The organism is Dechloromonas hortensis (genome assembly GCF_009469765.1).
Classification (GTDB): domain Bacteria; phylum Pseudomonadota; class Gammaproteobacteria; order Burkholderiales; family Rhodocyclaceae; genus Azonexus; species Azonexus hortensis.
The window spans coordinates 337,761-356,451 of record NZ_SSSQ01000004.1; the positions used below are offsets into that span (position 1 = coordinate 337,761).

Annotated in this window: 17 protein-coding genes and 1 other RNA gene; 2 read left to right on the plus strand and 16 right to left on the minus strand. The window is 61.0% G+C overall.

What is annotated here, in order from left to right; translation table 11 throughout:
- Window positions 1-128 precede the first annotated feature (128 nt).
- The gene (locus tag GH663_RS09810) at window positions 129-1,208 is read left to right on the plus strand and encodes a hypothetical protein (RefSeq protein WP_153131446.1); all 1,080 of its coding nucleotides are present in this window, start codon (window positions 129-131) and stop codon (window positions 1,206-1,208) included.
- Window positions 1,209-1,351: 143 nt separating this feature from the next.
- Entirely contained in the window at window positions 1,352-1,798 is a 447-nt protein-coding gene (locus GH663_RS09815) for an SRPBCC family protein (protein ID WP_066880261.1), read from the plus strand.
- Window positions 1,799-1,913: 115 nt separating this feature from the next.
- Here GH663_RS09815 and GH663_RS09820 read toward each other — a convergent pair whose 3' ends face one another.
- From GH663_RS09820 to ffs, 16 genes are all read right to left on the minus strand, one after another.
- Window positions 1,914-3,638 (minus strand): bifunctional protein-serine/threonine kinase/phosphatase, encoded by a 1,725-nt coding sequence (locus GH663_RS09820; protein ID WP_153131447.1) that lies wholly within the window; start codon window positions 3,636-3,638, stop codon window positions 1,914-1,916.
- 67 nt (window positions 3,639-3,705) lie between these two features.
- Window positions 3,706-4,518, minus strand: coding sequence for a formate/nitrite transporter family protein (locus GH663_RS09825; RefSeq protein ID WP_066879975.1), 813 nt, complete (start codon window positions 4,516-4,518; stop codon window positions 3,706-3,708).
- A 75-nt stretch (window positions 4,519-4,593) separates the two neighbouring features.
- Window positions 4,594-5,022, minus strand: a complete 429-nt coding sequence (locus GH663_RS09830) for a hypothetical protein (protein ID WP_066879974.1) — start codon at window positions 5,020-5,022, stop codon at window positions 4,594-4,596.
- Window positions 5,023-5,090: 68 nt separating this feature from the next.
- Entirely contained in the window at window positions 5,091-5,402 is a 312-nt protein-coding gene (gene nirD, locus GH663_RS09835) for a nitrite reductase small subunit NirD (RefSeq protein ID WP_066879973.1), read from the minus strand.
- Between the two features lie 53 nt (window positions 5,403-5,455).
- Window positions 5,456-7,903 carry a nitrite reductase large subunit NirB gene (gene nirB / locus GH663_RS09840; RefSeq protein WP_153131448.1) on the minus strand — a complete coding sequence of 816 codons (2,448 nt, stop codon included), beginning with the start codon at window positions 7,901-7,903 and terminating at the stop codon, window positions 5,456-5,458.
- A gap of 229 nt (window positions 7,904-8,132) precedes the next feature.
- A complete protein-coding gene (ybiB, locus tag GH663_RS09845) occupies window positions 8,133-9,122 on the minus strand; it encodes a DNA-binding protein YbiB (RefSeq protein WP_066879971.1) in 990 nt (329 codons plus the stop codon).
- A gap of 18 nt (window positions 9,123-9,140) precedes the next feature.
- The gene (locus GH663_RS09850) at window positions 9,141-11,864 is read right to left on the minus strand and encodes a nitrate reductase (protein ID WP_153131449.1); all 2,724 of its coding nucleotides are present in this window, start codon (window positions 11,862-11,864) and stop codon (window positions 9,141-9,143) included.
- 128 nt (window positions 11,865-11,992) lie between these two features.
- Window positions 11,993-12,424: a ClpXP protease specificity-enhancing factor gene (locus GH663_RS09855; RefSeq protein WP_153131450.1), complete on the minus strand. Its 432-nt coding sequence runs from the start codon at window positions 12,422-12,424 to the stop codon at window positions 11,993-11,995.
- A 3-nt stretch (window positions 12,425-12,427) separates the two neighbouring features.
- The gene (locus GH663_RS09860; protein WP_066879967.1) at window positions 12,428-13,024 is read right to left on the minus strand and encodes a glutathione S-transferase N-terminal domain-containing protein; all 597 of its coding nucleotides are present in this window, start codon (window positions 13,022-13,024) and stop codon (window positions 12,428-12,430) included.
- 83 nt (window positions 13,025-13,107) lie between these two features.
- A complete protein-coding gene (locus GH663_RS09865; protein WP_153131451.1) occupies window positions 13,108-13,827 on the minus strand; it encodes a cytochrome c1 in 720 nt (239 codons plus the stop codon).
- Window positions 13,828-13,838: 11 nt separating this feature from the next.
- On the minus strand, window positions 13,839-15,140 hold the full coding sequence (locus GH663_RS09870) for a cytochrome b (protein ID WP_153131452.1): 1,302 nt from the start codon (window positions 15,138-15,140) through the stop codon (window positions 13,839-13,841).
- 2 nt (window positions 15,141-15,142) lie between these two features.
- Window positions 15,143-15,739 (minus strand): ubiquinol-cytochrome c reductase iron-sulfur subunit, encoded by a 597-nt coding sequence (gene petA / locus GH663_RS09875; protein WP_153131453.1) that lies wholly within the window; start codon window positions 15,737-15,739, stop codon window positions 15,143-15,145.
- An 83-nt stretch (window positions 15,740-15,822) separates the two neighbouring features.
- Window positions 15,823-16,422 carry a recombination mediator RecR gene (gene recR, locus GH663_RS09880; RefSeq protein WP_153131454.1) on the minus strand — a complete coding sequence of 200 codons (600 nt, stop codon included), beginning with the start codon at window positions 16,420-16,422 and terminating at the stop codon, window positions 15,823-15,825.
- Window positions 16,423-16,746 carry a YbaB/EbfC family nucleoid-associated protein gene (locus GH663_RS09885; protein WP_153131455.1) on the minus strand — a complete coding sequence of 108 codons (324 nt, stop codon included), beginning with the start codon at window positions 16,744-16,746 and terminating at the stop codon, window positions 16,423-16,425.
- Window positions 16,747-16,759: 13 nt separating this feature from the next.
- Window positions 16,760-18,370 (minus strand): DNA polymerase III subunit gamma/tau, encoded by a 1,611-nt coding sequence (dnaX, locus tag GH663_RS09890; protein WP_153131456.1) that lies wholly within the window; start codon window positions 18,368-18,370, stop codon window positions 16,760-16,762.
- A 27-nt stretch (window positions 18,371-18,397) separates the two neighbouring features.
- Window positions 18,398-18,496: signal recognition particle sRNA small type (ffs, locus tag GH663_RS09895), an RNA gene on the minus strand.
- Window positions 18,497-18,691 lie beyond the last annotated feature (195 nt).

Here is an 18,691-nt window from a genome sequence, read left to right on the forward strand (position 1 = left end):
GCACGCCACGCCATTGCGGTGCAGCATTTTCGGAACGAAGACGGGTGAAGGATTGACCATGCCGCCGTTCAAGCCCGATACTCTGCCGGCCACGCTTCCCACTGCCCTCCCCCGACGAAAGTTTCGGCATGGATATCGACTATTTCCTGATCAGCATCAGCAAGCTGCCCCTGTTTGCCAAGTGGGCCTGGGGTACGGTTGGTGTTGCGGTCCTGGCGGCGGCCGGCTTGATCCTGTTCTGGGAGCGCCGTTACTTCGCAGCACGCGACAAGGCGGGCAGCTGGCTGTCGCTGCGCCTGCTCTCGCTCTTCCTGCTGCTGCCGGTGACGGCAGGCGTCATCGCCATCCCGAGCATGGCGATTTCGGGGCCCGAGGCGCTGGCCTATTTCTATCTCGCCCTGCTCGTCCTTGGCCCACTGGTCTGGTTCGCCGGTCATACGCTCTGCGGCCGCCTGCTGCGACCGGCCTTCAGCAAGGGCGAAAGCCTGTTGATGGCGGCCAGCGGGCTACTCATCCTGCTCCTCCCCTTCGCTGCGGCGACAGTCGCCCAAGGGCCGATATTCGAGGTCTCGCGCGGTTTGACCGCAAGCGCCTTCCAGGCTGCGCCGGTCGCTGCCTTACCCTATACCGTCAAACCCGTTCAGCGCTTCAAGCTGCCGACCGTCGGCCTGATCCATACCCAGTCGCTGATCGCACCAGCCGGCTTCGAACTGGAGCGGATCGACCGCCAGCAGGGCGAAGGCTGGTATGACACTGCCACCAGCAGCCACGACATCTTTTGCCGGGATGGCCAGAACCTGCACCTGATGTGGTCGGCCCGCGAAGGGACGCCGGTTCTGCGCCTTTACTGGCGCCAGAACGGCAAACGTGTGCATGCCGATTATTCGCCAGCCACGGCCTCGCTCGATCCAGCCGAACCGAGCGAATTCAGCATCGCCTTTCGCCCCGACGGAATCGACCCGCCGGCGCCCATTTCCCGTTCACGCGCATCAATTGCTTATTTTGTCGGCCCGGATCGTCTCTACTTCAATTCGCTGAACCCGCTGCAGCCCGGTGAAACCTTCGCCAACGACTGCATCATGCCCGGCTACCAGCGCGTCGACTGGAAAAAGGAAGGCCCGCCGCAAGCCGTCGCACTGATGTTCTTCCAGCGTGCCGATGCGCCTTACCTGCGCGCCGAGATCAAGCGGCCGGCCGATGCGGAATAGTGCCGACAGCAGCCCCCCGTTGCTTTCATGGCATAAATCCCCCGGAACCTTAGCTGCCACCAAGCGCCCAAGAGAATGATCGAGCGGCGCAGCCGGCTCAATTGATGCCACTTCAAACCAAAACAGCGAAAGGATTAATGCTCATGGCCACCAATACTGTCACGCTGCATCGCGTACTGCGGGCCACGCCCGAGCGGGTTTATCGGGCCTTTCTCGATCCCGATGCGATGGTCAAATGGCTGCCGCCACATGGCTTTACCGGCAAGGTTCAGCATCTGGATGCCACTGTCGGCGGCACTTACCGGATGTCGTTCACCAACTTTTCGACCGGCCACAGCCATTCCTTTGGCGGCAAGTATCTGGAGTTGGTGCCCAACGAGCGCATTCGCCACACGGATGCCTTCGACGACCCCAATCTGCCCGGGGAAATGGAAACGACGATTTCGATCCGGCCGGTTTTTTGCGGCGTCGAATTGAACATCGTGCAGCAAGGCATCCCGGAAGTCATTCCGACCGAGGCCTGTTATCTGGGTTGGCAGGAGTCGCTGACCTTGCTGGCGCAACTGGTCGAGGCCGAGATTCCGGGGTAAGGCGCGTCACCCGGCGGTCAAAAAATGGCGTGAAGCCAAGCCGCGCCAATTTTGGTTTTTGGCTTTTTTTCCTGGTTGACCGCAGCAATCGGTCTGCGCACGCCTCCCGCGCGCATCAAGCAAACCGTACCGCGCTGATAACGATCAGCGCCAGCAGCAGCACGAACGACACGCTCTTCCAGAACACCACCGGATTGCGTTCGATCAGCGGCGGCCGGGTCTTGTTCAGGAAGGCCTGGTTCGGGTGGTGCAGGTCGAAGATGAACTCGGACAGTTCGGCGTAGCGCGCCAGAGGATCGGGCGCTACCGCCTGGCGGATGGCGTCGTCGATCCAGGCCGGGATTTCGCGTTCGTCGTTGAGCACCGATTGATAGACGAGCTTGCGTTGCGCCGCCCGGGTCCGTGCCTTGGCGACCTCGACGCCGTAGGGCAGCTTGCCGGAGAGCATCTGGTAGGCGATGACGCCGAGCGAAAAGATGTCCGAACGCGGCGTACCATTTTCGCCGAGGAAATACTCCGGCGCGGCATAGGCGGCGGAACCGAGCAGGTTGATCTGCTCGATCGGCGTCGCGATTTCGATCACCCCGGCCACCCGCGTCGCGCCGAAATCGATGATCTTCACCGTGCCGGTGCTGTCGATCATGATGTTGTCCGGCTTCAGGTCCTGATGCACCATTTCGAGGCGGTGGAAGGCCTGCAAGCCTTTGCCGATCTGTTCCAGGATGCCGCGCACGCTGGCCAGATCGGGCTTCGGGTTGTCGATCATCCACTGAGCCAGGGTCTGCCCTTCGATGTATTCGCTGACGACGTAGATGTAGTTGCGCTGGCGCGTCTGCAGGCACGGCTTGAGGACATGCGGGCTGTTCAGGCGACGGGCGATCCACTCTTCCATCAGGAAGCGTTCGAGGTAGGCCGGGTCGCCCTGCAGGTCGATGGACGGGGTCTTGATGACGACTTTTTGCCCGCTCTCGGCGTCGACCGCCAGATAGATGTGGCTGCGGCTGCTGCCCTTGATTTCGCGAACGATCCGGTAGCCGTCGAAATCCATGCGCGCTTCGAGCAGCGGCGCGAAAGGCAGTTCGGCGACCTGGCGGTACATTTCGTTGGCCTCCGGGCTCGGCAATTCCTCGACCCGGACGATCTGCACGGTCAGGTTGTCGGCACTGCCCTGGCGATAGGCTTCTTCGCCGATGGCGCGGGCCGCCTGGTCGAGATCGCCGGCATTGGCCTCGATGCTGGCGCTGATGAAATCGGCGGCGACATGCTCGTAGACGCCATCGGTCGCCAGCAGGAAGATATCGCCGCACGCTACCGGCACCGCCTGGTAGTCGATTTCAAGCCGGCGATCGATGCCGAGCGCCCGCGCCAGGTGGCTTTGCGTCGAGGAAATCCAGACCCGGTGGTCTTCGGTCAATTGGCTCAGCGCCTGGTCGCGCAGCAGGTAGATGCGCGCATCGCCGACGTGGAACAGGTGGGCGGTCGTCGATTTGATGACCAGGCCGCTGAAGGTGCAGACGTAGCCGCGATCCTTGTCGTAGCGGTGCTGACTCTGCTGGGTCTGGGCATGCAACCAGGAATTGGTGGCGACCAGCACGCGCTCGGCCGACGTCTTCACCGACCAGGCTTCGGAGGTGCAATAGTAGTCCTCGAGAAAGCCGGTGACCGCCGACTGGCTGGCGATCTGGCTGACTTCGCTGCTGCTGATGCCGTCGGCCAGCGCAATGGCGATGCCTTTCGAACTGAGTTGCGGTTCGGGCGGCACGCACAGGCCGTGGAAGTCCTGGTTGCTTGCCTTGCGGCCCTGGTCGGAATATTGCCCGGCGGAGATTTTGAGTGGCATGCCTGGTTTTATACAAGAAAAGCCCCAGCCCGGCGCGGGACTGAGGCTTTGGGGTCGGGCTGGCGGCTTAGTTGAAGGCGCGCTTCGGGCCGGTCTTGATATGCGTCGCGTACAGGGTCAGGCCGGTGAAAGCCAGGCCGCCGACCAGGTTGCCGAGGACGACCGGAATCTCGTTCCAGATGAAATAGTCGAGGATGGAGAAGTTGCCGCCCATCATCAGGCCGGACGGGAAGAGGAACATGTTGACCACGGAATGCTCGAAAGTCATCGCGAAGAACAGCATGATCGGCATCCACATGGCGATCACCTTGCCGCTCACCGTGGTCGAGATCATGGCGCCGACGACGCCGGTGGACACCATCCAGTTGCACAGCATGCCGCGGATGAAAATGGTGAACCAGCCCATCAGGCCGTACTTGGCATAGCCGATGGTGCGCGCTTCGCCGATGTGGCCGATCTTCTGGCCGATTTCATTCGGTGCCGTCGAGAAGCCGTAGGTGAAGACGAAGGACATCATGAAGGCGACGGTCAGCGCGCCGAGGAAGTTGCCGGTGAAAACGACCCCCCAGTTTTTCAGGATGGCCTTGATGGTGACGCCCGGGCGCTTGTCGAGCCAGGCCAGCGGAGTCAGCACGAAGACCCCGGTAAGCAGGTCGAAACCGAGCAGGTAGAGCATGCAGAAGCCGACCGGGAAGAGGATGGCGCCGACCAGCGCCTGGCCGGTCATGACCGAGGCGGTGACCGCGAAGACGGCGGCCAGCGCGAGGATGGCACCGGCCATGTAGGCGCGGATCAGGGCGTCGCGGGTGGACATGTAGATTTTGGATTCGCCGGCATCGACCATTTTGGTGACGAATTCCGAAGGGACCAGATAAGCCATAGGAGTTCCTTGAGTTGCTGTGACAGGCACAGCTTTTATTATTTGAAATCGGAGAAGGCGGCGCCGCCGCCCGGGTCAGGCTTCCAGCCGAACCACGCTTTCGGGCGGAGTGTGCTGAATCTGATACTCGACCATCCGGATCGCAGTCAGGATGTCCGCCTTGTTTTGGCCGCAGATGTACTTGTCGGCCTCCGAGAAAACCGTACGCAACCGCCGCTTTTCCGGGTTGCCGAAAGCCTGGCCGTTGCCGATCGCCAGCAACAACTCCTGGATGCCGCTGTAGAAATTGATCGAACGGCGATCCTTGTTGATGTAGGCCAGCGCCAGGGCGACGTTGAACACTCCGGCGACCGAAGCGACATGCAGGTGATGCCATTCGCCGGTGGCCAGCAGTTGCGCCAGGTGGAGATGCGGAATCAGCATGATGTGCACTTCTTCCGGCTCGCTGATGCCGAAGTCGGCGCCGAGCAGGCGATTGATTTTGCGGTGACCTGAAAAAGACATTTGACTCGCTTGTTTCTTGTTGTTTCTTCAAAGCGCCGGATGACCCCCGTCACCCGGCATTTCCCCGATCAGACCGACAGATAGACCTGGCCGGCCTCGACCTTGACCTGGAACTTGGTGCAGGAACCGACGTCCGGCGCCACCGCATGGCCGTCGTCCAGGCCGATGTTCCAGCCGTGCAGCGGGCAGGTCACCCGCTTGCCATGGACGATGCCTTGCGACAGCGGGCCGCCCTTGTGCGGGCACTTGTCGTGCATGGCGAAGACTTCGTCATCGGAAGTGCGAAAGATGGCGATGTCGCCGCCGGTGGCCGGGCGGACGATGCGCGAGCCGAGTTGCGGGATGTCTTCCAGCGGGCAGATCAGTTTCCAGTTGTTCATTGTGTATTCCTCGATTTTTGGCAATTTTCAGGCGTTGACCGCAGGACCGGCCCTCAGACCGCGACCGGCACGATGGGGATGAACTGCTTGATCGCTTCCGGCTCGCGGGACGTCGCCCACGGGTCCTTGGCATCCTTCAGCGAGTCGAGCAGCGCGGCGTAGAGCGCCTTGCGGCCTTCTTCATCCTCAAGAATCTTGCCCTTGACGTAGTCCATGCCGACCCGTTCCAGGTAATGGCAGGTGCGCTCCAGGTACCAGCCTTCGAGGCGGTAGAGCTGCAGGAAGGCGCCGGAATATTCCATGACGTCCTCGTCCGAATTCACCTTGCACAGGAACTGGGCGACTTCGGTCTTGATGCCGCCGTTGCCGGCGATGTAGATCTCGTAGCCGGAATCGACACCGATGATGCCGACGTCCTTGATGCCGGCCTCGGCGCAGTTGCGCGGGCAGCCGGAAACGGCCAGCTTGACCTTGTGCGGCGCGTACATGTCGAACAGCATCTTTTCCAGCTTGACGCCCATCGACATCGCCAGCTGCGTGCCGAAGCGGCAGTGCTCGGCGCCGACGCAGGTCTTCACGGTGCGGATCGACTTGCCGTAGGCGTGGCCGGAGACCATGCCGGCGGCGTTCAAATCGGCCCACATGGCCGGCAGGTCTTCCTTCTTGACGCCCAACAGGTCGATACGCTGACCGCCGGTCACCTTGACGGTCGGCACGTTGTACTTTTCGGCGGCGTCGGCGATGGCGCGCAGTTCGTTCGGCGTCGTCAGGCCGCCCCACATCCGCGGGACCACCGAGTAGGTGCCGTCCTTCTGGATGTTGGCGTGCGACCGCTCGTTGATGAAGCGCGACTGCGGATCGTCGTTGGCTTCGTGCGGCCAGGTCGAGATCAAGTAGTAGTTGATGGCCGGGCGGCACTTGTCGCAGCCGTTCGGCGTCTTCCACTCGAGCGCCTTGAAGACGGCTTCCTTGTTGGTCAGGTGCTGGTCGAGGATGGCCTCGCGCACCATCTTGTGCGAATGATCGGTACAGCCGCAGACCGGCTTCTTGTCGGAAGCGGCCGGCGTGTAGGCGCCGCCGATGGTCGAGGCGAGGATCTGCTCGACCAGGCCGGCACAGGAGCCGCAGGAAGAGGCAGCCTTGGTGTGCTTCTTGACCTCGTCCAGCGTGAACAAGCCCTTGGCCTTGATCGCCTGGACGATGACGCCCTTGGTGATGCCGTTACAGCCGCAAACCTCGGCGCTGTCCGGCATGTCGGCGGCCTTGCTCTTGCCGGCATGGCCGACGTCGCCAACCAGCGACTGGCCGAAGATCAGCTGGTCGCGGATGTCGTGAATGTCGCGGCCGTCCTTCAGCAACTGGAAGTACCACGGGCCGTCGGCCGTGTCGCCGTACATGACGCCGCCGACCAGCTTGTTGTCCTTGATGACCAGCTTCTTGTAGACGCCGCCGTAGGGGTCGTTGAGGACGATTTCCTCGGTGCCCTCGCCGCCCATGTAGTTGCCGGCCGAGAAGAGGTCGATGCCGGTGACCTTGAGCTTGGTCGAGGTCACCGAGCCGGTGTAGCGGCCGATGCCGTAGCCGGCCAGATGGTTGGCGGCGACCTTGGCCTGCTCGAAGAGCGGCGCAACCAGGCCGTAGGCGATGCCGCGATGGCTGACGCACTCGCCGACCGCGTATACCTTCGGGTCGTAGGTCTGCATCGTGTCGTTTACGACGATGCCGCGATTGCAGTAGATGCCGGAGGATTCGGCCAGCGCGTAGTTCGGGCGGATGCCGGCGGCCATGACGACGAGGTCGGCCGGAATCTGCATGCCGTCCTTGAAGCGGATCGCGGCAACGCGGCCGGACTCACCTTGAATGAGCGCCTCGGTCTGCTTTTGCAGCAGGAACTTGAGGCCCTTGTCTTCGAGCGACTTCTGCAGCATCTTGCCGGCGACTTCGTCGAGCTGGCGCTCGAGCAACCAGGGACCGATATGGACGACGGTGACGTCCATGCCGCGCAGCTTCAGGCCGTTCGCCGCTTCCAGGCCGAGCAGGCCGCCGCCGATCACCACCGCGTGCTTGTGCAGCTTGGCGGCTTCGATCATCTCGTCGGTGTCCTTGATGTCACGGTAACCGATGACGCCGGGCAGATCGTTGCCGGGAATCGGCAGCATGAACGGCGTCGAACCGGTGGCGACGAGCAGGCGGTCGTATTCTTCTTCGGTACCGTCCTCGGCGATGACCTTGCGTTTGACGCGGTCGATCTTGGCGATCTGCTTGCCGGTGTGCAGCTTGATGCCGTTTTCCTTGTACCAGTCCAGTTCGTTGAGAACGATTTCCTGGACGGTCATTTCACCGGCGAGGACCGGCGACAGCAGGATGCGGTTGTAGTTCGGATGCGGTTCGGCGCCGAAGATCGTGATGTCGTAGTGATCCGGCTTGATCTTCAGCAGTTCTTCGACGGTGCGGACACCGGCCATGCCGTTGCCGATCAGGACGAGACGGGGTTTGCTCATTTTTGGCTCCAACGTTGCGCGCACCCGCAGGTGCAAAATTTACTTCAGCGCATGACGTCGTTGCCATCGGACCGCCCCCGTTGGCGGTTGATTCGCTGTATCGGCTTCACTATTCGCAAACAGCGTGCCAGATACATAAAGCTTTGATTTTCAGTGTTTTTGCGGCGTTGACCGCAGGCATCGCGCACCAAAAGCGGGCAAGCCATACCAAGGCGGTGCAGATTCCGGCCTAGTTGCCGCCCACCGCCAGTCCGGTCGCCTCGACGGCGACAATGGCCTTGGCCTGGTTGAAATCCTCGGCATAGCCGCTGGCATACAACAGGCAGGCCAGTTGATTGGCAATCGGCTTGGGCAGCGGAATCTGCTTGTCGAGCACGCGCCGGATCCACTTCGCCGTGCTCGCCGCATCATTGCTTTCGGGCAGATTGGGCAGGGCGCGCAGGCTCTCGTGTTCGGCTTCGAACAGGACATCAACCACGCCGTCATGGATGAACTCCAGACGCGGCCGGCGCTTCGGGTTGGCGAAGGGCTCGCCTTCGGTGCCGCGCAGCAGTAGGCCGCGTTGGCCGCGATTGAGCAAGATGTTGCGCATCAGGTCGATGAAGTCCGGATGCGTCGCCGGCGCAACCAGCACCGCGTCGCCGCGGAAAGGGTTGAGCAGCTTGACCAGACTGTGGGCGCTGTTACGCACGCCGAGCCGGCTGCGCAGCCCAAGCAGGCTGTGCATACCCGGACAGAGCCCGGTCAGCGGTAGAAAGGCCAGGCCGTCGGCATCGAGCGCCGCCTGCGCCTGGGTGGTCGAGGTCAGCGGCATGACGCCCAGCTCACGGAAAATCAGGCTGGAGCTGACCCGGCCGAAGCCTTCGAGCAGGCCATGGACCAGCACCGGCACGCCGAAACGCTGCAGCAGCAAGGCCAGCAGCGGCGTCAGGTTGGCTTCCTTGCGACCGCCGTTATAGGTCGGCAGGACGACCGGCCGGACGCGGCCGTGCGGCATGTCGAGCAGATGGGTCCGGTCGTCGGCAGCCGACAGGAAGCCGAGCATCTCGTCGAGGGACTCGCCCTTGACGCGCAGGCCAAGCATGATGGCGCCCAGTTCGAGATCCGGGACGCCGCCGTCGAGCATCGCGGCGTAGAGCTGGCGTGCATCATCCAGCGGCAGATCGCGGGCGCCCTCGGCGCCGCGCCCGATTTCCTTGATGTAGTGTCCGTAACTCATGGTCTCCTCCCGCCGCGATCAGGCTGCCGCAGCTTGTTGTGGGGCGTGCTCGGCCGCCATGCGCTTGATGTCCGGCAGGCAGGAGCCGCAAAAAGTTCCGCACTTCAGTTTGTCCTGCAACTGCGGCAGACTGCTGCCCTTGGCGAGTTCGGCATGAATCTGGACATCGCTGACATCGGCGCATTTGCAGACGATATTGCGCGGCGCGATGCTGACCGGCGGTTTGTCGGTCGGTGCCAGCGCGAAACGGATCAGGCTGGCATCCAGTTCGTCCTCCGCCATTGCCTGCTTCAGCCAGACCTGGGCCAGCGCCTCGCCGGCCAGGCGGACGCCGAGCAGGCGGCCTTCCCGGGCAATGGCCTTCTTGGCAATCTTGCGGCTGGCATCGTTGTAGAGAATGGCACCGTCTTCGCCGTCCATGCCGAACAGCCGATCGAGTTCAAGCAGTTCGGCGTCGTCGATCGCTGTCGCCGTTGCCGCCCGGAAGACGACCAGCGGCGTCTGGCGCCCGTAGAGACCGACCGTCGCATAGGGAAACTTGTTCAGGAAGGCGCGCGCCTGCTGGATCAGGACCAGCGCTGCGGCCTGACTTTCACAACGGCGGACGATGGCCAGCGGATACGGCAAATCGAGCCGGGTGATCTGCACCGCCGCGTGTTTCAGTTCCGGCTGCATCGAATAGGGGTCGATGGCATCGCTGGCCACGGCGTTGGAACCGGCCGTGTTCATGAACTGGTTGCCCCAGTGCATCGGCATCCAGGCCCGGCCTTTCTTCAGGCCGACCCGTTCGGCAATGCGCACCACCATCGCGCCGCGGGCATTGGTCACCCGGGCCAGATCGCCCGTGGTCAGGCCACGGTGCCGCATGTCGCACGGGTGCAAGGCGAGCAGCGGCTCGTCTTCGAGATTGAACAGGCGCGGCACGGTGCCGGTCCGGCTCATACCGTGCCACTGGTCGCGCATCCGACCGGAGAGCAGAGAAATCGGGAATTCGAGGCTGGTCGCTTCGGCTGTCGGCAGGTGCTCGATGGCAACGAAGCGGGCCTTGCCATCCGCCGTCGGGAAGCGGCCGTCTTCATAAAGGCGCGTCCGGCCAGCCGTCGCATCTGCCGGGTAAGGCCACTGCTGCGGCCCCTGGGCTTCGAGCTGGGCGTAGCTCAAACCGGTAATGTCGAGGTCGCGGCCGCGCGTCGTCTCGCGATGCTCGTTGAAAATAGCCTCGGCATCGGCGTAGGGGAACAGACGATCGGCTGCGGCGTGTTCCAGCTTGGCGCCGAGGCGACGGGCGAAATCGACGACGATTTCCCAGTCGTGACGCGCCTCGCCAGGCGGCGGCACGGCCGACCGGACGCGCGTGATGCGCCGCTCCGAGTTGGTCACCGTGCCCTGCTTCTCGCCCCAGGCCGAGGCCGGGAGCAGCAGGTCGGCATAATCGGCGGTATCGGTGTTGCCATAGGCTTCCTGCAGCACGACATATTCCGCCGCCTGCAAGGCTTCGCGCACCGCCGCCTGGTTGGGCAGCGATTGCGCCGGATTGGTGCAGGCGATCCAGACCGCTTTGATCTCGCCGGTTTTCAGGCTTTTGAACAAGTCGACCGCCGACTTGCCCGGTTTGGCCGGTACAAAGGGCACGCCCCACAGCTTGGCAATCTCGGCCCGATGCTCGGGGTTGCCCAGGTCGCGGTGAGCTGACAGCAGGTTGGCCAGGCCGCCGACTTCGCGGCCACCCATCGCATTCGGTTGGCCGGTCAGTGAGAACGGCCCGGCACCGGGCTTGCCGATCTGACCGGTGGCCAGATGCAGGTGAATGATGCCGGCGTTATTGTGCGTGCCATGCGCCGACTGGTTCAAGCCTTGGCAGTACATCGACAGCGAGGCCTTGCTGGCGCCGAACCAGCGCGCCGCCTTGACGATGTCGGCTGCCGTCACGCCGCACAGATCGGCGACGACCGCCGGCGTGTAATTGCGAACGATTTCCTTGAGCGCCGCAAAACCGGTGGTGTGCGCCTCGACGTAATCGAGATCGACCATGCCCTCGGCAATCAGCACATGCAACAGGCCGTTGAACAAGGCGATGTCGGAACCTGGCTGGATCGCCAGATGCAGATCGGCGAGCTCGGCACTTTCCGAGCGGCGCGGATCGACGACGATGATTTTGAGTTCGGGATTCGCCGCCTTGGCATCCTCGATCCGCCGGAAGATGATCGGATGGGCAATCGCCGGGTTGGCGCCGGCGATCAGAATCACCTTGGCCTGATCGATATCCTCGTAGCTGCAGGGCGGCGCATCGGCCCCCAGCGTCTGCTTGTAGCCGGCGACGGCCGACGACATGCAGAGCCGCGAATTGGTATCGACGTTGTTGGTCCCGATCAGGCCCTTGGCCAGCTTGTTGAAGACATAGTAGTCCTCGGTCATCAGCTGGCCGGAGATATAGAAGGCCACCGAATCCGGCCCGTGGGTGCGGATCGTCTCGGCAAAGCGGCTGGCCGCCTCGTCGAGCGCGGCATCCCAGGCCAGACGCTGGCGTGGCCCGCCGCGCGCTGCCCTTTTTTCGGGATAGTGCAGGCGACAGGTGCTGTCCGCCGTCAGGTGCAGCGTCGCACCTTTGGTGCACAAGCGACCGCGATTGGCCGGATGATCGGGATCGCCGCGCACACCGGTAATCCGGCCGTCCTCGGTTTCGATCACGACTCCGCAGCCGACGCCGCAGTAGCAACAGGTGGATTTGACATCGTTTTTCATAATTTTCCTTCCGGCTTGCCTTTTAGCAACAGACATGCCACATCGGAAAATCATGGACTTGAACGAAAAACGGGGAGAATCCCGACTGGAATCTCCCCGTTTTGGTGCGTCGACCGCAGCAAGCGTCCCTATTTGATGCGTTGCAGCTTGGGACGCCCTCCTTCTGGGCGTGGCGGCTCGGGCGGCTCCTCTTCGGACGGCGTTTCCAGCGCTTGCGCCGAAAGCTCTTCCTCGCTGAAACCTGTCTCGCTGTCGAGCTCGAAAGCCATGCCGGCACCGTTCTCACGGGCGTAAATCGCCGTCACCTGCGACACCGGGACCGACAACTCGCGAGCCACACCGCCGAAGCGGGCCTGGAACTCGACGAAGTCGTTGCCGATCTGCAACTTGTTGGTCGCATCCGGCCCGAGATTCAGCACGATCTGACCATCGCGGACAAACTCGCGCGGCACGCGTGTGTTGGCATCGACCGATACGGCGATATGCGGCGTAAAGCCGTTATCGCAGCACCACTCCCAGATGGCCCGCAGCAGGTAGGGCTTGGTGGAAGGAAGTCCCATGCCTTACTTGCGCATTGCCTTTTCAGACGGCGTCAGCGCATCGATAAAGCCCTGACGGCTGAAAATGCGCTCGGCGTACTTCATCAGCGGTGCGGCCGCCTTGCCGAGATCGATGCCGTAATGATCCAGACGCCACAGCAACGGGGCAATGGCAACGTCGAGCATCGAGAAGTCATCGCCCAGCATGAATTTCTGCTTGCTGAAGATCGGAATGATTTCCGTCAGACGGGCCTTGATTTCCTGACGCGCCTTGTCGGCGGTCTTGGCATTCTTCTCGATCACTTCCATGAAGGAGAAGATTTCACGCTCCATGCCAACCAGCAGCTGGCGGGCGCGGGCGCGCATGATCGGGTCAGCCGGCATCAGTTGCGGATGCGGGAAACGTTCATCGATATATTCGTTGATGATGTTCGGCTCGAACAGGACCAGGTCGCGCTCGACCAGAACCGGCACGCGATTGTGCGGATTGATCGCCGCCATCTCTTCCGGCTTGTTGAACATGTCGACGTCGATGACCTGAAAATCCATGCCCTTTTCGAACAGGACAATGCGGCAACGGTGGCTAAATGGGCAGGTAGTGCCCGAATAGAGGTTCATCATTTGTGGTAACCCTCAAAATGAGATTCGGCATCGGGGGCTGGCCTGAGCCAAACCCGCGATGCCGTTAGCTGATCCGGGATGGATCAGTGTATATCTTTCCAGTATTCCTTCTTCAACGCGTAAGCGACGACGAAGAGCAAAGCCAGGAAGGCGAGCACGCCAAACCCGAGCTTCTGACGGAACTCTTGCTGCGGCTCGGCCATCCAGACCATGAAGCCGACCAGGTCGGAAATCGCCTTGTCGTATTCAGCCGGTGCCATCTGACCCGGCACCGCCAGTTCCAGCTTGTGCGTTTCATGATTCCGCACTTGCTGGCCTTGCAGCGCATACAGGATATGCGGCATGCCGACATTCTCGAACACCGCGTTGTTCCAGCCCGTCGGACGATTATCGTCACGATAGAAGGAACGCAGGTAGGTGTACAGCCAGTCGGCACCGGCGCCGGCATTACCGGCTTCGCCGCGGGCCCGGGCAACGATGGTCAGGTCCGGCGGCGTCGCGCCGAACCACAGCTTCTGCTCGTCGGAACGCGCCGCAACCCGCATCAGCTCGCCGATCTTGTCGGAGGTGAACATCAGGTTGTCCTTGACCTGCTGCTCGCTCAGACCGAGATCGAGCAGGTTCTTGTAGCGCAGGTAAGATGCACCGTGACAGTTCAGGCAGTAATTGACGAACAGTTTGGCACCATTCTGCAAGGCCGCCTTGTCGCCAACCGAACCCGGCCACTTGTCGAGGTGGACCGCGCCGCCGCTGGCCAATGCCATGACCGGCGCGAAGAGCAATGCGATCAGGAATTTTTTCATTTTTTGCATCCTCACTTCATCGTCACGCGGTCAGGAACCGGCTTGAACTTGTCCATGCGGGACCACCACGGCATCCCGAGGAAGAAGCCAAAGTAGAACACCGTGCAGACCTGGGAGATCAGTTCGCCCATCGGCGAGGGCGACAGGGTACCCAGATAACCAAGGATGAAGAAGCAGATCACGAAGATGGTAATCATGACCTTGGTGATCGGGCCACGATAACGGATGGAGCGAACCGGGCTACGATCCAGCCAAGGCAGGAAGGCGAAGATCACAACGGAAGCCCCCATCCCGACCACACCCCAGAACTTGGCATCAAGACCGAAGAAGTTCCAGACCATGGCACGCAGGATCGAGTAATACGGCGTGAAGTACCAGACCGGCGCGATGTGCGGCGGCGTCTTCAGCGGATCGGCCGGATAGAAATTCGGCGTTTCGAGGAAGTAACCACCACCTTCCGGTGCGAAGAACAGCACGGCGGAGAAGGCCATCAGGAAAACGATGACGCCAACGATATCCTTCACCGTGTAGTACGGGTGGAAAGGAATGCCGTCGAGCGGAATACCGTGCTCGTCCTTCTTTTCCTTGATGTCGATACCGTCCGGATTGTTGGAGCCGGTTTCGTGCAGCGCGAGAACGTGCGCCGCAACCAGACCGAGCAGAACCAGCGGGAAGGCGATGACGTGGAAGGAGAAGAAGCGGTTCAGCGTTGCGTCGCCAACCACGAAGTCACCACGGATGATGATCGACAGGTCCGGACCGATAACGGGAATCGCAGAGAACAGATTGACGATCACCTGAGCGCCCCAGAAGGACATCTGTCCCCAAGGCAGCAGGTAACCGAAGAAGGCTTCGCCCATCAGCACCAGGAAGATGCCGACACCGAACAGCCAGGTCAGCTCACGCGGCTTGCGATAGGAACCGTAGAGCAGGCCACGGAACATGTGCAGATAAACCACGATGAAGAAGGCCGAAGCACCGGTCGAGTGCATGTAGCGGATGATCCAGCCACCGGGCACATCACGCATGATGTATTCGACGGAAGCAAAGGCGATTGGCACGCCATTGGCGTTCAGCGCAGCATCCGGCTTGTAGTGCATGACCAGGAAGATGCCGGTGACGATCTGGATGACCAGAACCAGCAGGGCCAGCGAACCGAAGAAATACCAGAAGTTGAAATTCTTCGGTGCGTAGTATTCGGAGAGGTGGCCCTTCCACATGGAAGTAGCCGGGAAGCGGGCATCAACCCACTCCAGCACATTGCCGCCGATCGAGCCGTCGGACTTGTACTTTTCGTAATTGCCAGCAGCCATTTCTATGCTCCCTTCTTGTCATCGCCGATCAGGATACGGGTATCGGTCAGATACACGTGCGGCGGCACTTCGAGGTTGGTCGGGGCAGGCTTTGACTTGTACACACGGCCGGCGAAGTCGAACGTCGAACCATGGCAAGGGCACAGGAAGCCACCCAGCCATTCAGCGCCCATCCCCTCTTCGGCCCCCTGCTTGAATTTCTGGGAAGGCGAGCAACCGAGGTGGGTACAGATACCAACGGCGACCATGATTTCCGGCTTGACGGAGCGCGTTTGATTCTTGGCGTAGGCCGGTTGCTGCTCTTTGTCAGACTTCGGATCGGCCACCGCATCGTTAAGCTTGGTCAGCGTTTCCAGCATATCCTTGGTGCGGTTGATGATCCACACCGGCTTGCCACGCCACTCGACCGTCATCATCTGACCGGGTTCGAGCTTGCTGATATCGACTTCTACCGGAGCACCTGCCGCTTTGGCACGCTCAGACGGAAGCAAGCTGGAGACGAACGGAACAAGCGCGGCAACCGCACCTGCACCGCCCACGGCTGCAGTTGCGACAATCAAACGCCGCCGCCCGCAGTCCATTTTTCCTTGATTGCTCATAACGCAGACCCTTAAAGGAATTGGATGGGATTAAAAATAAACGCTAAATTATACGACATCGGAACTCCCGATAAAAGCCGATGTCAGCTTGGACAGGATTTACGCTCGCGCAAAGCTTGAGCCAGTGTCCCGCTATCGACATATTCAAGTTCGCCACCAACCGGTACACCACGTGCGATTCGGGTCACGCTGATCCCTTTCGGCCTTAGCATCGCCGTCAGGTAGTGGGCAGTGGCTTCGCCCTCATTGGTGTAATTGGTGGCCAGAATTACCTCGCTGACCACACCATCCAGCACTCTTGCCAGCAACTGCTCAAGCCCGAGCTCACGCGGCCCGACTCCGTCCAGCGGCGAAATTCGGCCCATCAGGACGTAGTAGAGGCCCTGGTAGGCGAGCGTCTGCTCCATCATGTTCATGTCGACCGGCGTCTCGACAATGCAGAGCAAGGTCTGGTCACGACGCGGCGAGGCGCAGCGCTCACAGATATCATTCTCGCTAAACGTATTACAGCGCTGACAGTGGCGGATCGAGGAAAGCGCATGCAGCAACGAGTCGCCTAGGCGCTGGGCACCTTTACGATCCCGTTGCAACAAATGGTAGGCAATACGCTGGGCCGATTTTGGCCCGATTCCCGGCAAACAGCGCAATGCCTCAATGAGGGCCTCAAGAGCCGAGGGATTCACTTAGAACGGCAGCTTGAAACCCGGCGGCAGATTCAGCCCGGCCGTAAAACCGGACATTTTCTCCTGACTGAGCGACTCGCCGCGACGCATCGCATCGTTAACGGCAGCAGCGATCAGGTCTTCCAGCATTTCTCGATCATCCATCACCGAAGGGTCAATGCTGACGCGCCGAACATCATGCGAACAAGTCATTACAACCTTGACCATCCCGGCCCCGGCCTGGCCCTCAACTTCGACTTGAGCCAGCTGCTCTTGGGCCTTCTTCATGTTTTCCTGCATCATCTGGGCCTGTTTCATCAGACCTCCCAAGCCACCCTTCATCATTGCTGCATCTCCATTAGGCAATCGGTTTAATCGACGACTCGACCAGTGACGCATCGAAAGTCTCGATCACGTCACGGACAAAAGAATCCTGCTCTATCGCGGCAACAGCCCCCTGCTGGCGCTCCCGCCGTTCCCGGTCGGCGGTCTCGGCCGGGGTATCAACTTCGTTCTGGGCCAGCTCAAAGCGCACTACCAGTGGCCGTCCGAGATATTCGCTCAGTGCTTGCTGCAACTTGTCCGGCGCCGGCTTCATTTGCAAATGAGCATGCGTGGGGGCCAAGCGCAAAAGGCAATCGGCCTCGTTCAACTGGCGTAACTCGCAGTTTTGGGCCAGCGTCCTCGCCAAACCGGAGAGCTGAAGCATGCCAACCATCTCATGCCAGTCATCCTGCCCATTGATCACTTTGGTAGCTGTCGGAACCGGCATTTCCCTTCGCTCAATGGGACGGGCCGGCGTTTCCGACTTCACAGCAGGCCGCGCAGGACTGGCAGGAAGCGTTCTTGAGCGGGCTGGAATCGCCGAAACCACATCGGCCACACTAGCTGGGCGGAAGGTATATAAACGCAACAGGGTCATGACAAAACCGGCATACTCATCCGGTGCGGCTGACAACTCGTTGCGGCCGTGATTGACGATCTGATAGGCCAACTGCACAAATTCACGACTCAGCGCTGTGGAAAAACGCTGTAGCTCGACTCTTTCCGGATCATCCTCATCGACGGCAGCCGGGACGCATTGAACAATCTGTATGCGCGTCAAGAGCGCGCCCAAATCCTGAAGCGCAGCCCCGAAAGAAAGGCTGCGGACACTCAAATCGGCAGCTACACCCACCAGAGCGGATGCATCCCCGTCAACAAGGGCTTCGAGAATTGAAAACAGATAATCGAGGTCCACGGTTCCCAGCATACCGCGAACCTGCTGCTCCTGAACCTCACCCGCCCCGTGAGCAATTGCCTGATCCAGCAAGGAAAGTGCATCGCGCATACTCCCCGCCGCCGAGCGCGCGATCAAGGCCAGCGCACCATTATCAAAAGGAACCGCCTCGGTCTGCAGGATATGCGCCAAATGCCCGGAGATTGCGGCTGCCGGCATTTGCTTCAAGTTGAACTGCAGGCAGCGGGAAAGGACCGTCACCGGAATCTTCTGCGGGTCAGTCGTGGCCAGGATGAATTTTACGTGCTCAGGCGGCTCTTCCAGGGTCTTCAACATTGCGTTAAAGGCGGAATTGGAGAGCATATGGACTTCGTCGATCACATAGACCTTGAAGCGCCCTCGCGTCGGGGCATAGACGGCATTTTCCAGCAATTGCCGCATTTCATCGACGCGCGTGTTGGTCGCCGCATCCACCTCCAGCAAATCGACAAATCGGCCGCTATCGATTTCTTGGCAGGCTGAGCAGACACCACATGGAGTGGCGGTGATTCCCTTCTCGCAATTCAGTGCTTTGGCGAGAATCCGGGCCAATGTCGTCTTGCCCACCCCACGTGTACCGGTGAACAAATATGCATGATGAAGGCGCTGCTCGGTAAGCGCATGGGTAAGAGCTCGGACAACATGCTCCTGTCCGACAAGCGTAGAAAAATTGCGCGGCCGCCACTTGCGCGCAAGAACCTGATAACTCATGCGCCCCACACCAAAACAGAAAATGAAAATGGCGAGCCTAACCCCCGGCACTTGCAGTGACTGGCTGTGGCTGCTTCCTTCCGGACCTGACCAGGTTCACCAAACTGCAATGCGGGGAGACCCGCCGTTTGAGATTCTAACACAGAGCTAAGCACGCACCGCTGCAATCTTGCTTTTGAAGGCTGTCTGAATTTCCATGCCGCAAAAGCCGAAAGCCCCGTCTGCTGTTGCAGAAGGGGCTTTTGGGAATGGGAGCCTGGCGGTGACCTACTTTCGCGAGCGGAAGCTCACTATCATCGGCGCTCATCTGTTTCACGGTCC

Excerpts from the sequence above, each read along its gene's own strand:
- nirD (WP_066879973.1), bottom strand. The coding sequence starts at position 5,402 with ATGAACAACTGGAAACTGATCTGCCCGCTGGAAGACATCCCGCAACTC.
- GH663_RS09850 (WP_153131449.1), bottom strand. The coding sequence starts at position 11,864 with ATGAAAAACGATGTCAAATCCACCTGTTGCTACTGCGGCGTCGGCTGC.
- GH663_RS09870 (WP_153131452.1), bottom strand. The coding sequence starts at position 15,140 with ATGGCTGCTGGCAATTACGAAAAGTACAAGTCCGACGGCTCGATCGGC.
- GH663_RS09885 (WP_153131455.1), bottom strand. The coding sequence starts at position 16,746 with ATGATGAAGGGTGGCTTGGGAGGTCTGATGAAACAGGCCCAGATGATG.
- petA (WP_153131453.1), bottom strand. The coding sequence starts at position 15,739 with ATGAGCAATCAAGGAAAAATGGACTGCGGGCGGCGGCGTTTGATTGTC.
- dnaX (WP_153131456.1), bottom strand. The coding sequence starts at position 18,370 with ATGAGTTATCAGGTTCTTGCGCGCAAGTGGCGGCCGCGCAATTTTTCT.
- GH663_RS09830 (WP_066879974.1), bottom strand. The coding sequence starts at position 5,022 with ATGTCTTTTTCAGGTCACCGCAAAATCAATCGCCTGCTCGGCGCCGAC.
- GH663_RS09855 (WP_153131450.1), bottom strand. The coding sequence starts at position 12,424 with ATGGGACTTCCTTCCACCAAGCCCTACCTGCTGCGGGCCATCTGGGAG.
- GH663_RS09815 (WP_066880261.1), top strand. The coding sequence starts at position 1,352 with ATGGCCACCAATACTGTCACGCTGCATCGCGTACTGCGGGCCACGCCC.
- GH663_RS09810 (WP_153131446.1), top strand. The coding sequence starts at position 129 with ATGGATATCGACTATTTCCTGATCAGCATCAGCAAGCTGCCCCTGTTT.
- GH663_RS09820 (WP_153131447.1), bottom strand. The coding sequence starts at position 3,638 with ATGCCACTCAAAATCTCCGCCGGGCAATATTCCGACCAGGGCCGCAAG.
- GH663_RS09825 (WP_066879975.1), bottom strand. The coding sequence starts at position 4,518 with ATGGCTTATCTGGTCCCTTCGGAATTCGTCACCAAAATGGTCGATGCC.
- ybiB (WP_066879971.1), bottom strand. The coding sequence starts at position 9,122 with ATGAGTTACGGACACTACATCAAGGAAATCGGGCGCGGCGCCGAGGGC.
- GH663_RS09860 (WP_066879967.1), bottom strand. The coding sequence starts at position 13,024 with ATGATGAACCTCTATTCGGGCACTACCTGCCCATTTAGCCACCGTTGC.
- GH663_RS09865 (WP_153131451.1), bottom strand. The coding sequence starts at position 13,827 with ATGAAAAAATTCCTGATCGCATTGCTCTTCGCGCCGGTCATGGCATTG.
- nirB (WP_153131448.1), bottom strand. The coding sequence starts at position 7,903 with ATGAGCAAACCCCGTCTCGTCCTGATCGGCAACGGCATGGCCGGTGTC.